The organism is Pacificoceanicola niger (genome assembly GCF_048553275.1).
In the GTDB taxonomy this organism is placed as follows: domain Bacteria; phylum Pseudomonadota; class Alphaproteobacteria; order Rhodobacterales; family Rhodobacteraceae; genus Pacificoceanicola.
Genome location: NZ_JBLZMW010000021.1, coordinates 33883 through 46970 on the forward strand (window position 1 = coordinate 33883; position 13088 = coordinate 46970).

The following is a 13088-nucleotide window of genomic DNA, read 5'->3' on the forward strand; positions in this document are numbered from 1 at the left end:
CGCCCGGGAACGGAGACGCTATGACATCCTGGATGCCCGCGATGATCGGAGGACGCTTTCCGGGACTCGCCGCCGCAACGCAGCCCGGCCGCGCCCGCCGGTCGGCCTTGGTGATCGACGATGGACGACCGTGCAACCGACCCTCATTTGCAGCCCATTGGGTGCCGGGCTGGGACAGCGCTGCGCCGACCGAGATTCCGGAAGGGTTCTGCGCCGATCGCTCCGTCTCTCCGATCATCCGTCTCCAGGATGGACCAGGCGGCGGCCTACGGGGTCCGATCGTGGATTTCACGCGCATCCCCGAAATCTCGGCGCCGATGCCGACCTTGCGCATAGTCCTTGCCCTTGGCGTCCGGGATAGTCTTCCCGATAATCCGGGGCTGTCCGCGGAATGGGGGCGGACAGGTCTCAACAGCCCCGACTGCCACGGTTGCGAGACCAAGGGGCAGTCATTGATCGTCCTTGTTCCCGGCACGAGTGCCTCCGACCAAGCTCACGCTTTGCACGGGGACGGGAGCGACGAAGCTACGATGCCGATCAATGGCGAGCACCGCGCGCGCATCGGATCTGCACCCATGGTGCTGGACGAACCAATCCCCGTCGCGATGCTCGATAACCGGCACCCCGATCGCCCTCCAATGCCCCGGCATTCTGCGGATAGAGGGGGCGTCTTCCTGACCGATATGGACAGGCCCTCCATCTTCCACGGTGTCTTCCAAATTTTCGCCGGTCCCGTGGCCCTGACCCACTGGACCGGCGGCAATCACTGCGCGCGGATTGTGGTCATCGCCCATGACATCCCCCGATCCGGAGTCCTGCGCAGCCTCGGCCTGCTCCGCACCAGTCAGCCGAACACCTACAACCATCAATCCAAACAGAAGGAAACCATACTATGACCGACACACGCCTTCCCGTAACCGTCCTTTCCGGCTTTCTCGGCGCGGGCAAGACGACGCTGCTTAACCGCGTGCTGAACAACCGCGATGGGCGCCAGGTCGCGGTGATCGTCAATGACATGTCCGAGGTCAACATCGACGCCGACCTCGTGCGCGCCGATACCGAGTTGTCGCGCACCGACGAGACGCTGGTCGAGATGTCGAATGGCTGCATCTGCTGCACCCTGCGCGACGACTTGTTGACCGAGGTGCGCCGCCTCGCCGCCGAGCGGCGTTTTGACTACCTGCTGATCGAATCCACCGGCATCTCTGAACCGCTGCCCGTCGCCGCGACCTTCGATTTCCGTGACGCCAACGGCGAAAGCCTGTCGGATGTCGCGCGGCTCGACACGATGGTCACGGTCGTCGATGCGGTGAACCTGCTGAACGACTTTTCCAGCCACGATTTCTTGCGCGACCGGGGCGAGACGCTTGGCGAAGCGGATGAGCGCACGCTGGTCAACCTGCTGGTGGAACAAATCGAATTTGCTGACGTCGTGATCCTTAACAAGGTGGCAGATGCCCAACCGCAACAATTGGACGCCGCGCGCAAGATTATCCGCAGCCTGAACGCGGATGCCCGGATCATCGAGACCACCCATTCCGATGTCCCCGCCGATGCCATCCTCGACACCGGGCTGTTCGATTTCGAAAAGGCGCATGAACACCCGATGTGGGCCAAGGAGCTTTACGGCTTTGCCGACCATGTTCCCGAGACCGAGGAATATGGCGTGACGAGCCATGTATACCGCGCCCGCCGCCCGTTCGAGCCGGCACGTATCATCGAAGTTCTGAATGGCGATCTGCCGGGCGTGATCCGCGCCAAGGGACATTTCTGGATTGCCACGCGGCCCGATTGGGTGGCCGAATTCTCTCTTGCCGGTGCGCTTTCCTCGGTGAAGCCGCTTGGGACATGGTGGGCGGCGGTGCCCCGCGACCACTGGCCCGACCACGACAACGCCCGCGAATACATGCAAGCCCATTGGTCCGAGCCTTGGGGCGACAGGCGGCAGGAGATCGTCTTCATCGGCGCGCGGATCGATTGGCCGAAAATCAAGGCGCAGCTCGATGCATGCCTGCTGCCCGAGCACCTCGCGGCGGGGGCGGGTTCGCTGCCTGATCTGCCGGACCCGTTCCCGGTGTGGCGGCGCGCGGAGGCGGCATGACAATGGCCCCTCCCGGACCCACCTTTCCGATCGATCCGCATGTGCTCCAGCCGCTTCGGGTGGCAGGCGTCTCGCTCGCCATGGGGGTACGGTCGTTGCGCGAAGACCATGCCAAGGGACGTGCGGCCCTGCCTGCACACGATCTGCCCCGGCTTCGTCGCAGACCCGGCCACAGGACTGTGGCCGGCGCGATCCGCGAGGCCTGCGACGAGACGGTCACGGGCCAAAGCGCCGCGCTTCCGGTCGCCGATGTTGCGGCGCTCGCGGCCCGTGCGACACGAGTCGTTGAATCGCCTCTACGGAAGCCTTGCCTCCCCGTCACCGTGGGGCCGCCGTCTCCGGCACGGCATATCAACGCCCTGCCCGGCCGGCTGCTCTGCATTCTACGCGGTTCAGGCACCGAATACGGACCGACCGGCGAGCCGCACGCCATTCCCTGCATGAAGCACGTCGTTGTCGGCGTGTTTCGCGGCGCGCCGTTGTCGGGCCGGAAACCTGCCGCGATCGTCCACCGCCCGCCTCCATGCGAAACGGGAGGAAAACGTCCGATCCTCATGATCGACCGCGCCGACGACACCGGAGCGTGCTGATGTCCCGCACTTCCAACATTGGTGCGACCCGGTTGCGCCGCCGCCGCCGCTCCGAAGACCCGATGCGCGCCTATGACAGGCTGCCTGCGCCCCTGCGCGCCTGGCTGTCCCAGGCCGTTCTGCCCTGGTCGCCCGCCTCGTGCCTTCACATCTGGCGACGGGCCCACGCCGAGGGCGCGAGCCTGGAAAGCATCATCGAACGGCTCGAACGCGCCGAGCGGCAAACCCTTTCCCGAGGCGGGCATTCCGCGCCCGCCGACAGTTCACCATCAAGATAGAACAGGTTCGCAAGAGACCTCCATTCGCCATCCCCGCCGCCGTAGCACCCAGCCTTGGGGCAATTGCTGATCATTGGCGCCGGTAGCGTCATCACAAAACAGCATGTCCACGCCTCGGGGCAGCCCGGCACCTGGCCGGGCGATACGGTGTCGCGCAAGCCCGCGACGCCGGTGCGGGTGGCGCTGGCGAACAAGATGGCGCGGGTCGTCCGGGGGCTTTGATGGCTTGGGGCGGTGCCTGCGGGTCTTTGGCTGCGAGGACGCCAGAGCGAAACGCCGTTTGACGCAATTATCGTGAGGCCGGATCGGGCGAAAAAGCGTGCAAAAGAGTGCCCTTGAACAGGCGGCATTGCTCTGGCCCCGACCTTCGAACACCATAGGGGGTCGCGGCACATTAAGGTCCGCCGCTTGGATCCGGACCCATGTCAGCCGCCGATGACGCGCCAAGATCAGCTCGGAAAACACCGTTTGCGCAAGGGGCGGTTATACATCCTGCCCAACAGGTTTGAGGGCCGGGGTTCCGCTTTCCCTGATGGACTTATCCCGCAGCTTCCATGACGGGTATACCGAGCGCATTGTCGCCGTCCTGACCAGCGATACGGATCTGGGGTTCACCGATTTGGCGGTCAACGTTCCACGCCATGCACCACTGGACCAGCAGCTTTAGGCAGTGCATCGGCCGCCAGGCAGGGCATTTCGCGGAAATGATTGCTGGCCGATTATCGCCCTCTCGGCAAGCGCGCTCGCCGCAACCGTTCTGTTCTGGTTATGAACGCTCACGTGCCGGTCTATCGACCCACAGAAACCTTGCACTGATGAGGCATGACCTTGTTCATCCGGCCTGTTCGAGTGCGGCCTGATTTGCATCTGAAGTGGGCGATGGTTTCCGATACGCTCAGACATTTTGCTAAGACCGGGTTCAGCGTTCATCCGCTGAACCCCATATATTATTGGCTTACCCGATCCGGTAGTTCGGGCTTTCGCGGGTGATTTGCACGTCGTGCACGTGGCTTTCCTTGAGGCCCGCGCCGGTGATCTTCACGAACTGGCAATTGCTGCGCATTTCGGCAACCGTGGCACAGCCCGTGTAGCCCATCGCGGCCCGCAGACCCCCGACCAGCTGGTGGATCACCGCACCGGCGCTGCCCTTGTACGGCACCTGCCCTTCGATCCCCTCCGGCACCAGCTTGTCCGAGGCCGCGTCCTTCTGGAAATAGCGGTCCGCCGAGCCCCGCGCCATCGCGCCGAGCGACCCCATGCCGCGATAGGACTTGAAGCTGCGGCCTTGATACAAAATGACTTCACCGGGGGATTCATCGGTCCCGGCAATCATGGACCCGACCATGGCACAGGAGGCCCCGGCGGCGATCGCCTTGGCAAAATCGCCGGAGAACTTGATGCCGCCATCAGCGATCACCGGCACATCGCCCGCCGCCGCTGCGCAGTCCATGACCGCCGTCAGCTGGGGCACGCCAACCCCTGCGACCATGCGCGTCGTGCAGATCGAGCCCGGTCCGATCCCGACCTTGATCGCATCCGCGCCCGCATCGATCAAAGCCCGCGTCGCCTCTGCCGTGGCCACGTTGCCCGCGATAATCTGCACCCCGTTGGAGAGCGTCTTGGCCCGCCGGACCGCTTCGATCACGCCGCGCGAATGCCCGTGCGCCGTGTCGATCACGACAATATCCACTCCGGAATCAACGAGCTGCTCCGTCCGGGCAAAGCCGCTGTCGCCGACGGAACTCGCCGCGGCCACGCGCAGCCGGCCCAGCTCATCCTTACAGGCAGTGGGATTCACCACAGCCTGTTCGGTGTCTTTCAACGTCAGAAGACCGGTCAGCCTGCCGCTGGCATCGGTGACCAGCAGCTTCTCGATCCGCCGTTCCTTCATCATGTTGATCGCCTGCGGACGATCCGCCGGTTCGTGCAGGATCGCCAGCCGTTCATGCGTCATCATCGCCTTGACCGGCGTGCTGTCGTGTTCGGCAAACCGCATGTCGCGGTTGGTGACGATGCCGACAACCTTGTGATCCTTGTCGATGACCGGAAAGCCGGTAAAGCCGTACCGCTCGGTCAGAGCCTTGGCATCCGCCAGGGTCTGATCCGGGGTAAGTGTCACAGGATTATAAACAATTCCGCTCTCGAAGCGCTTGACCCGGCGCACCTGACGGGCCTGCTCGTCTGCGGTGAGGTTCTTGTGAATCACCCCCATGCCGCCTGCTTGGGCCATGGTGATGGCCATGCGGGATTCCGTCACCGTGTCCATCGCAGAGGACAAAAGCGGAATGTTGAGGTCAATGGATTTCGTTACCTTGGTGCGCGTGTCAGCGGTGCTTGGCAGCACCTCGGACGCACCGGGAACGAGCAGAACATCATCGAAGGTCAGGGCCTCGCGAATCTCCATGGGTCGGCTCCTTTGGAGGGGATCGGTTGGCACGTCCCTATCGCATGGATCTTTCCGGGGGGAAAGGGGCTTTCGGGCGCATGCCTCATCAAGCAGCCAAGCCATGATTCCGCCCGAAAACCCGCCTCGCCGGGCAAGGACAGGCTTGCCCCGCGCCACGTTGCGCCGCACGGTGTAAGCGAAAAAAAGGAGCGTTTCATGACACATGGCTACGACCGCGGGCGGCTCGACCTGCCCTTTACCGGGATCTGCACCTTCGGAAAGAACCCCTATCAGCCGGACTGGACCGCGCTGGAGGCTGATGTCGCGATCCTCGGCGCGCCTTTTGACGCAGGGACGCAGTGGCGGGCCGGGGCGCGGTTCGGGCCGCGCGGGGTGCGTGAGGCCTCGACGCTGTTTTCCTTTGGTCACGCGGGCGCTTACGACCATGAAGACGATGTGATCTACCTTGGGCCGGAGGTCCGCATCGTCGACATGGGTGACGCGGATATCGTGCATACCGACACCGTGCAAAGCCATGCCAACATTCGCTCCGGGGTCGAGGCGGCGCTCAAGGCGGGTGCGCTGCCCGTCGTGATCGGCGGGGACCATTCGATCAACATCCCGTGCATCGAGGCCTTCGAAGGGCGCGGACCCTTCCATGTTCTGCAGATCGACGCGCATCTCGATTTCGTCGACGAGCGCCACGGCGTCACGCGCGGCCATGGCAATCCGATGCGGCGGGCGGCCGAAAAGCCCTGGGTCAGCGGCCTGACCCAGGTCGGCATCCGGAATGTGTCGAGTACCGCAAAGGACGGCTACGATGCCGCACGGGAAATGGGCTCGGACATCCTGTCGGTGCGGCAGGCGCGAAAACTCGGGAGCCATGGCACCGCGCAGCGCCTGCCCGAGGGCGCGCCGGTCTATATCACCATCGACATCGACGCCTTCTGCCCCTCGATCGCGCCGGGGACCGGCACGCCGAGCCACGGTGGATTCTTGTATTACGAAATTCTCGAACTGCTTCAGGCGGTGAGCGCAAATCACGAGATCGTCGGTCTTGATCTGGTGGAAGTGGCACCGGACTATGATCCGACCGGATCAACCAGCATTCTCGCCGCGCAACTGCTCATGAACCTGCTTGGGTTTATCTTCCACGCGCGCCAGGCCTGATGTCGGTGCGATGGGCCACAGATCCGCGATTTGTCGCCGAAGCCCTATTGCGACCTTGTCGTCACTCGCGCGTCACGGTCTTGTGTCACGGAGCAGACGAAAACGACCGACAGGAATCACCGCCATGGCCCTGCCCCTTTCAGGCCTCACCATTCTCGATCTGACCCATGTTCTCGCCGGGCCTTATTGTTCCATGACCCTGTCGGACATGGGGGCCCGCGTGATCAAGGTCGAGCGCCCCGATGGCGGCGACGACACGCGCGCTTTTCCGCCGTTCAAGGATGGCAAGAGCGCCTATTTCGCCGCCATCAATCACGGCAAGAAGAGCATCGCGCTAAACCTCAAGAATGACGCGGACAAGGAGATCTTCGAGGGGCTTCTGGCACGTGCCGACGTGATCCTGGAAAACTTCCGTCCTGGCGTGATGGAGCGCATGGGCTATGGCTGGGAGGACCTGCATTCCCGGTTTCCACGGCTGATCTATGGCGCGGTCTCAGGGTTTGGCCACACCGGGCCGGACAGCAAACGCCCGGCCTATGACATGGTTGTTCAGGCGCGCGGCGGCGTGATGAGCATCACCGGCGAAAAGGACCGCGATCCAGTCCGCGTCGGTGCCTCCATCGGCGATATCGTGGCGGGCATGTTCCTGACCGAGGGCATTCTGGCGGCGCTCTATGACCGTGAAAAGACCGGAAAGGGGCGCAAGATCGACGTCTCCATGCTGGACAGCCAATTGGCCATTCTTGAACATGCGGTGGCGATCACATCCGTCACCGGCAAACCGCCGGTGCCCTCCGGCGCGCGCCACCCCTCGATCACGCCATTTGAGACCTTCCACGCGTCCGACGGGCTTTTTGTCATCGCCGCCGGGAACGACAAGCTCTTCGAAAAGCTCTGCGTTGCGCTCAACCTGCCGCTCATCGGGGATGAACGCTTTGCCTCCAACGCCGAGCGCTGCAACAACGCCCGTCTCCTCAAGCGGCTCATCGAAGCGGTGACCCTCGAACACACCCGTGCCCACTGGATCGCCAGGCTGACCGCCGCCGGCATTCCGACCGGCCCGATCCAGACCGTCGATCAGGTGATGAAGGACCCGCAGATCCTCGCAAGGAACATGGTGGTCGACGTCTTGGACAAGAACGGCCGCGCCGCCTACAAGGCCGCTGGCAATCCGATCAAGATGTCGGACGCGCCGGATGCCACCACGCGCGGCCCTGCGCCGGATCTTGATGGCAATCGCGGCGAAATTCTGCGCTGGCTCGGCAAGGACTAGCTCAGGCGGGATGACCCTTCCGGCCTGCCGCAGTGCGCGCCCTGCCCCGCCCCGACGGTTTGCCCCCGAAAGCCTTGGCAAAGGCCGCATGAAGCGCATCACGCGCCTCGCCCGCGGGCCACATGTCGAGATAGACCTCGCTCAGATGTTCGCGAAAGATCCGCACCGTGTCGCGGCGCGGACCATTGGACCAGAACCACAAGGCGTAGGCGTTGGCCTGCGGCTGCCCGCCCGCATGGGCAATGTCGTCCTCTATCGCCCGGTCAAACCGCGCGGCGCTGTAACCCGGCACGTCGGCCAGCCCGAGACAAGGCCGGACGGCGAGCATGATCCGGGCGTAAATCGCGCTGCCATACGCGGCCTTCGTCGCGTCGACCGCACGGTCTGCAACCGCGCCGACCTCCGCCAAAGAGCCGTACCAGCCCGGCAGCATGTGATGGGCGTGCTCTTCCCACAGAGCGAGATTCAGCGGATCGGCCCGCTCGACGCATTTCCAACGGTGACGCAGTTGCGCCGACGCCGATTCGTCATCCAGCGCCAGCGCACAGTGATACCACGCCTGCGCCATCAGCGCCGATTGTCCCGGATCGCGCCCTGTGTCTTTGATCAACCCTTCGGCCTCGGCGCTCCATTTGTGAAAAAGCGCCATACCGTCATGGGTCGGCATCCGGCCATAGACCTGCCCGTGCGCGATCCATGCGGCACGGGTCAGCGCGTGACAAAGCAGCGTGGTCAACATCGGCACATGCGGATTGGTGAGCGCGATCTGCCGGAATCGATCAACTTTTGCGGACAAGACGGAGAAATCGTCGCGTTGCGGCGCTCCGGGCAACGCCGCGCCCGCATCGAGAATGGCCTCGATCAGATGATCGGCAGCATAATCATGGCCCATGATCGCATAGCCCACATCGAAAGGTACCCGCTCGATCTCGCGCAGGAGTTGCCCCACACGCACCCAGTCCCCCGCCCGCCACGCCTCGTCGAGAACCGTGTCGATGTGCACGGACGCCTCGCTGTCCGGCGGCATGTCACGGCTTGGCAGATCAAAGGCCGCCTGCCCCTTGCGCACCAACGCCGCATCCGCGCAGGACCGCCAGACGCGACTCAGCGAGATCCAAAGGGCCCAAGAAGCAATTGGCAGACAGACGAGCAGCCCTGCCGCGCGCAGCACGGCGCCCCAATTCTCCGAAATGACTGTCAGCGCCTCATTCATCGCCACACGCCTGCCTTCTGCATCATGGCCAGTATGCTCCGCAGGAAATAAAGCATGGTTAAGATGGATTTCTGACCGCGATGGCGCGATTTGGCGTGGATGTGACGCGCTGTGGCTTTTCATTCCGGCGTTCCGGCGTATGGTCGCGCCAAACGTACGAGAGATGACATGACCAATACCCAAGACCCCCTCGTCATTTTCACCCCCTCCGGCAAGCGCGGACGCTTTGCCGTGGGCACGCCTGTCCTGACCGCCGCGCGGCAGCTTGGCGTCGATCTGGACTCCGTCTGTGGCGGGCGCGGCATCTGCTCCAAATGCCAGATCACCCCCGCATACGGCGATTTTTCCAAACATGGCGTGCATGTGGCTTTGGACGCCCTTTCGGAATGGAACAACGTCGAACAGCGGTATCAGGACAAACGCGGGCTGAAGGCGGGTCGGCGTCTGGGCTGTCAGGCAACCGTTCAGGGCGACGTGGTCATCGACGTTCCCCCCGAAAGCCAGGTGCACCGGCAGGTGGTGCGCAAAGCCGCAAGCGCGCGCGTTATTGAAATGGATCCGGCCACGCGGCTCTTCTACATTGAGGTCGATGAGCCGGACATGCACGAGCCGACCGGTGATCTCGAACGCGTGGCGCGTGCGCTCAAGGCCCAATGGGATATCGCCGATATCACCGCCGAGTTTTCCGTGCTGCGCACCCTGCAGACAGTGCTGCGCAAGGGCGCGTGGAAGATAACCGTCGCGCTCCACAAGGCAGGCGACAGTGCCCCGCGCATCACCGCCGCCTGGCCCGGCCTGCACGAGGGCGGCCTCTACGGTCTTGCCATCGACCTCGGCTCGACCACAATCGCGGCCCATCTGACCAGCCTCGAAACCGGTCTGGTCGCGGCATCCTCGGGCATCATGAATCCGCAGATCCGCTTTGGCGAAGACCTGATGAGCCGCGTCTCCTATGCGATGATGAACCCCGGCGGGGATCAGGAGATGACCCGCGCCGTGCGCGAGGCCCTTGACACGTTGACCCTGGATATCGCCAGGGACGCTGGCATTGCGCCATCGCTGATCCTCGAAACCGTCTTTGTCTGCAATCCGGTGATGCATCACCTTCTGCTTGGCATCGACCCGGTGGAGCTTGGTCAAGCGCCCTTCGCGCTGGCCACCTCCAAGTCTCTCTCTCTCTCGGCATCGGATCTGGACCTGACCGCCCTGCCTGCCTCCGCCCAGATTTATGTGCTGCCTTGCATTGCGGGCCACGTGGGGGCGGACGCCGCCGCCGTGGCGCTATCGGAAGAGCCGGGCAAGAGCGAGGACCTCGCGCTGATCGTCGATGTCGGCACAAACGCGGAAATCCTTCTCGGCGACAAGAGCCGCGTGCTTGCGTGCTCTTCGCCCACCGGCCCCGCTTTTGAAGGAGCGCAGATCAGCTCCGGACAGCGCGCCGCGCCCGGCGCCATCGAGGCGATCCGCATCGACCCCGTGACCAAGGAACCGCGGTTCCGAGTCATCGGGTGCGAAAAGTGGTCGGATGAGGACGGATTTTGGGACGAAACCGCACAGTCGGGCATCACCGGCATCTGTGGTTCCGGAATCATCGAGGCGGTGGCCGAGATGCGCATCGCCGGGCTGCTGGACTCCAAAGGTCTGATCGGCTCCGCAGAACAGACAGGCACGGCACGCAGCATCCCGGAAGGCCGCACCCACGCCTACCTGATCCATGACGCCAGCGCCGAGGGCGGACCGCGCATCACCGTGACCCAGGGCGACATTCGCGCCATCCAATTGGCCAAATCCGCGCTCTACGCCGGGGCGCGCCTTCTGATGGACGAGCGCGGCGTAGACAAGGTCGACCGGGTTGTCCTTGCCGGGGCCTTCGGAGCCCATATCTCACCTCTGCATGCCATGGTGCTTGGGATGATCCCGGACGTGCCGTTGGACAAGGTCACAAGCGCTGGCAATGCCGCCGGCACCGGGGCGCGCATTGCGCTGTGCAATGTCGGAGCCCGGCGTGAAATCGAACGGGTGGTGCGCGAGATTACCAAGGTCGAGACCGCAATCGAACCGAAGTTCCAGGAGCATTTCGTCAACGCCAACGCCATCCCGCACGCCACCGATCCCTTCCCGGAGCTTGGCAAGATAACCACCCTTCCGAACGTGAGCTTCAACACCGGCAGCGGCGGTGACGGCGGCGGGCGCAGGCGCCGGAAACGCGGTTAACCCCTCCCGCTCGCACGGGGCGCGGCCGAGTGATGGCAAGGCAGACGGGACACCCCGGTCTTGGGCGAGAGCAGCCCTATGCCGACGGGGTGAACTATCCGGGCTGCGCAAAATTGCGCAAGCATGATGCAATGCCTCTTGCACGGCCCCTGTGCCATCGCTAGATAAAGCGGCGAGCGCGGGTATGGTGAAAAGGTATCACGGCAGCTTCCCAAGCTTTAGTTACGAGTTCGATTCTCGTTACCCGCTCCAAGTTTCCGAAATCATGCATGAAGCGACAGCCGTTGGCGCAGCTGCGTCACAGAGTGTCGAATGTCATCCCGGATCGGCCCGCCTCGCGGCGCATCCAGAAGCGTGGTGAGCAGTGTTTCCGATGGCCTGCCGGTCCGGTGCCAGGCAAGCGCCCGCATCACGCTTTGCGCTGGCTGCGGGAGACGTTCCGGCACGTCGAATCCGGAAATCTCGGCCCAAATCCCGCTCCAGCACCGGGCCACGGACCACGGGTTGTAACCGCCGCCACCCGAAACGATCAACCGTGGCGCAAGCGCGCGCAAGGCTGCGACTGCCGCGCGGTGGCACCGGTTTGACAGAGCCAACCGTGAGAGCGGATCTTCGGCAAGGGCATCCGCGCCACATTGCAGGAAAATCGCCTCGGGTTTGAAGTCCGCGACCGCAGGCAGGATCAATTCGGTCATCACAAAAGCAAATTCGTCATCATTGAAGCCACGCGGAACCGGCAGGTTGAATGCAGCGCCGTCAGCCGTATCTTCAAGCAGGCCAGTAAACGGCCATCGCCCGGCCTCATGCACGGAAATCATCCGGACCTGTTCGGAGCCTGAAAATCCGGCCTCAACCCCGTCACCATGATGCGCGTCGATATCGACATAGACTACGCGGGAAAGGCCCATGGCGAGAAGTCGCTTGATCGTCAAAACCGGCTCATTGAGGTAGCAAAAGCCTGCTGCACGATCGGCAAACCCGTGGTGCGTACCGCCGCCAGGATTGTAAACCACCCCGCCCCGCGCGACGAGTTCCGCCGCGAGCAACCCGCCCCCTGCCGCTGTCGCTGGACGGCGAAACATCTCCGGAAAAACCGGGTTCGACAGGGTCCCGAGACCATGACGCGCCCGCACCGCGTCACTGACAAGTCCGGCCTCTTCTGCCGTGATCAGAGCGTTGACGTAGTTTTCGGTATGAAAAGCGGTCAATGCTGCCGGTTTCGCACGTGGGGATGTGCGAAATTGGCCCTCCGGGAGCCACCCAAGCGCTCGGCAGAGGTCAGTAACAGCCGGCACCCGCTCGACCGACAAGGGGTGCAGCCGCCCATAACTGGACCCGCGATAAATGCGCGATCCGATAAAAACCGGCGCCGTCATCGTCCGGGATGCCGCGTCGACAATAGCAGGGAGGTCTCAGAGGTGGCCACCCCGTCCAGCCGCCTGATCCGGTCCAGCACACGGTCCAGCGTTTCGAGATCCCGCGCCCCAAGCTCCACAATCACATCCCATCGGCCATTGGTCGAATGGACCGCGCGTGCCTCCGGAAGGCCCAAAATCTGCCGCTTGATCCGGTCTGCTCCGCGCCCTTCGATGCCGATCATCATCAGCGCCCGAACCGCATCCGCGCTCACATCATCTTTGAGTACAACCGAGAATCCAAGGATGACTCCGGCGGCGCGCAGTCGCTCGATACGGCTGCGCACCGTGGTTCGCGACAGCCCCAATTGCAGCGCCAGATCCGAGAGCGCCGCGCGGGCATCGAACCGCAGTGCCGCGATCAGCCGGTGATCCACATCGTCCAGTTCGGCCATTTATCGCTCCGTTTTGGTTAATATAACGTCAATTCGCACAAAATGAAGCCTTA

At 63.7% G+C, this 13088-nt stretch carries 12 protein-coding genes, 1 tRNA gene and 1 pseudogene; 10 read left to right on the forward strand and 4 right to left on the reverse strand.

Annotated features, from left to right (window positions below; translation table 11 throughout):
• Nucleotides 1-32: 32 nt before the first annotated feature.
• The 6 genes and pseudogenes from ACN2XU_RS21090 (at nt 33) to ACN2XU_RS21115 (ending at nt 3636) form a co-directional block, all read left to right on the forward strand.
• On the forward strand, nt 33-896 hold the full coding sequence (locus ACN2XU_RS21090) for a CobW C-terminal domain-containing protein (protein WP_419412327.1): 864 nt from the start codon (nt 33-35) through the stop codon (nt 894-896).
• Complete coding sequence (locus ACN2XU_RS21095) at nt 893-2101, forward strand: GTP-binding protein (protein WP_419412328.1); 1209 nt, start codon at nt 893-895, stop codon at nt 2099-2101. The genes ACN2XU_RS21090 and ACN2XU_RS21095 overlap by 4 nt, the downstream gene beginning before the upstream one ends.
• Nucleotides 2098-2691 carry a DUF1826 domain-containing protein gene (locus tag ACN2XU_RS21100; RefSeq protein WP_419412329.1) on the forward strand — a complete coding sequence of 198 codons (594 nt, stop codon included), beginning with the start codon at nt 2098-2100 and terminating at the stop codon, nt 2689-2691. Before ACN2XU_RS21095 ends, ACN2XU_RS21100 begins: the two co-directional genes overlap by 4 nt.
• Complete coding sequence (locus ACN2XU_RS21105) at nt 2691-2969, forward strand: DUF6525 family protein (RefSeq protein WP_419412330.1); 279 nt, start codon at nt 2691-2693, stop codon at nt 2967-2969. Before ACN2XU_RS21100 ends, ACN2XU_RS21105 begins: the two co-directional genes overlap by 1 nt.
• Before the next feature lie 51 nt (nt 2970-3020).
• Nucleotides 3021-3191, forward strand: a pseudogene (locus ACN2XU_RS21110) (IS110 family transposase); the annotation flags it as partial.
• 310 nt (nt 3192-3501) lie between these two features.
• A complete protein-coding gene (locus ACN2XU_RS21115) occupies nt 3502-3636 on the forward strand; it encodes a hypothetical protein (RefSeq protein ID WP_419412331.1) in 135 nt (44 codons plus the stop codon).
• A 288-nt stretch (nt 3637-3924) separates the two neighbouring features.
• Here ACN2XU_RS21115 and guaB read toward each other — a convergent pair whose 3' ends face one another.
• Nucleotides 3925-5373 (reverse strand): IMP dehydrogenase, encoded by a 1449-nt coding sequence (guaB, locus tag ACN2XU_RS21120; protein ID WP_419412332.1) that lies wholly within the window; start codon nt 5371-5373, stop codon nt 3925-3927.
• A 198-nt stretch (nt 5374-5571) separates the two neighbouring features.
• On the opposite strand from guaB, the gene speB reads away from it, so the two are divergent.
• Both speB and ACN2XU_RS21130 read left to right on the forward strand, forming a co-directional pair.
• Entirely contained in the window at nt 5572-6525 is a 954-nt protein-coding gene (speB, locus tag ACN2XU_RS21125) for an agmatinase (protein WP_419412333.1), read from the forward strand.
• A 124-nt stretch (nt 6526-6649) separates the two neighbouring features.
• A complete protein-coding gene (locus tag ACN2XU_RS21130; RefSeq protein ID WP_419412334.1) occupies nt 6650-7798 on the forward strand; it encodes a CaiB/BaiF CoA transferase family protein in 1149 nt (382 codons plus the stop codon).
• Nucleotide 7799: 1 nt separating this feature from the next.
• Here the strand turns inward: ACN2XU_RS21130 and ACN2XU_RS21135 are convergent, their stop codons facing one another.
• The gene (locus tag ACN2XU_RS21135; RefSeq protein ID WP_419412335.1) at nt 7800-9017 is read right to left on the reverse strand and encodes a hypothetical protein; all 1218 of its coding nucleotides are present in this window, start codon (nt 9015-9017) and stop codon (nt 7800-7802) included.
• A gap of 162 nt (nt 9018-9179) precedes the next feature.
• Here ACN2XU_RS21135 and ACN2XU_RS21140 point away from each other — a divergent pair, with 162 nt between their 5' ends.
• Together ACN2XU_RS21140 and ACN2XU_RS21145 are read left to right on the forward strand one after the other, a co-directional pair.
• On the forward strand, nt 9180-11225 hold the full coding sequence (locus tag ACN2XU_RS21140; RefSeq protein ID WP_419412336.1) for an ASKHA domain-containing protein: 2046 nt from the start codon (nt 9180-9182) through the stop codon (nt 11223-11225).
• Between the two features lie 178 nt (nt 11226-11403).
• A tRNA-Gly gene (locus ACN2XU_RS21145) sits at nt 11404-11477 on the forward strand.
• Nucleotides 11478-11488: 11 nt separating this feature from the next.
• Here ACN2XU_RS21145 and ACN2XU_RS21150 read toward each other — a convergent pair.
• The gene (locus ACN2XU_RS21150; protein ID WP_419412337.1) at nt 11489-12601 is read right to left on the reverse strand and encodes an acetoin utilization protein AcuC; all 1113 of its coding nucleotides are present in this window, start codon (nt 12599-12601) and stop codon (nt 11489-11491) included.
• Nucleotides 12598-13026 carry an Lrp/AsnC family transcriptional regulator gene (locus ACN2XU_RS21155; protein WP_419412362.1) on the reverse strand — a complete coding sequence of 143 codons (429 nt, stop codon included), beginning with the start codon at nt 13024-13026 and terminating at the stop codon, nt 12598-12600. Before ACN2XU_RS21155 ends, ACN2XU_RS21150 begins: the two co-directional genes overlap by 4 nt.
• Nucleotides 13027-13088 lie beyond the last annotated feature (62 nt).

Excerpts from the sequence above, each read along its gene's own strand:
- ACN2XU_RS21090 (WP_419412327.1), top strand. The coding sequence starts at position 33 with ATGCCCGCGATGATCGGAGGACGCTTTCCGGGACTCGCCGCCGCAACG.
- ACN2XU_RS21095 (WP_419412328.1), top strand. The coding sequence starts at position 893 with ATGACCGACACACGCCTTCCCGTAACCGTCCTTTCCGGCTTTCTCGGC.
- ACN2XU_RS21100 (WP_419412329.1), top strand. The coding sequence starts at position 2,098 with ATGACAATGGCCCCTCCCGGACCCACCTTTCCGATCGATCCGCATGTG.
- ACN2XU_RS21105 (WP_419412330.1), top strand. The coding sequence starts at position 2,691 with ATGTCCCGCACTTCCAACATTGGTGCGACCCGGTTGCGCCGCCGCCGC.
- ACN2XU_RS21115 (WP_419412331.1), top strand. The coding sequence starts at position 3,502 with ATGGACTTATCCCGCAGCTTCCATGACGGGTATACCGAGCGCATTGTC.
- guaB (WP_419412332.1), bottom strand. The coding sequence starts at position 5,373 with ATGGAGATTCGCGAGGCCCTGACCTTCGATGATGTTCTGCTCGTTCCC.
- speB (WP_419412333.1), top strand. The coding sequence starts at position 5,572 with ATGACACATGGCTACGACCGCGGGCGGCTCGACCTGCCCTTTACCGGG.
- ACN2XU_RS21130 (WP_419412334.1), top strand. The coding sequence starts at position 6,650 with ATGGCCCTGCCCCTTTCAGGCCTCACCATTCTCGATCTGACCCATGTT.
- ACN2XU_RS21140 (WP_419412336.1), top strand. The coding sequence starts at position 9,180 with ATGACCAATACCCAAGACCCCCTCGTCATTTTCACCCCCTCCGGCAAG.
- ACN2XU_RS21150 (WP_419412337.1), bottom strand. The coding sequence starts at position 12,601 with ATGACGGCGCCGGTTTTTATCGGATCGCGCATTTATCGCGGGTCCAGT.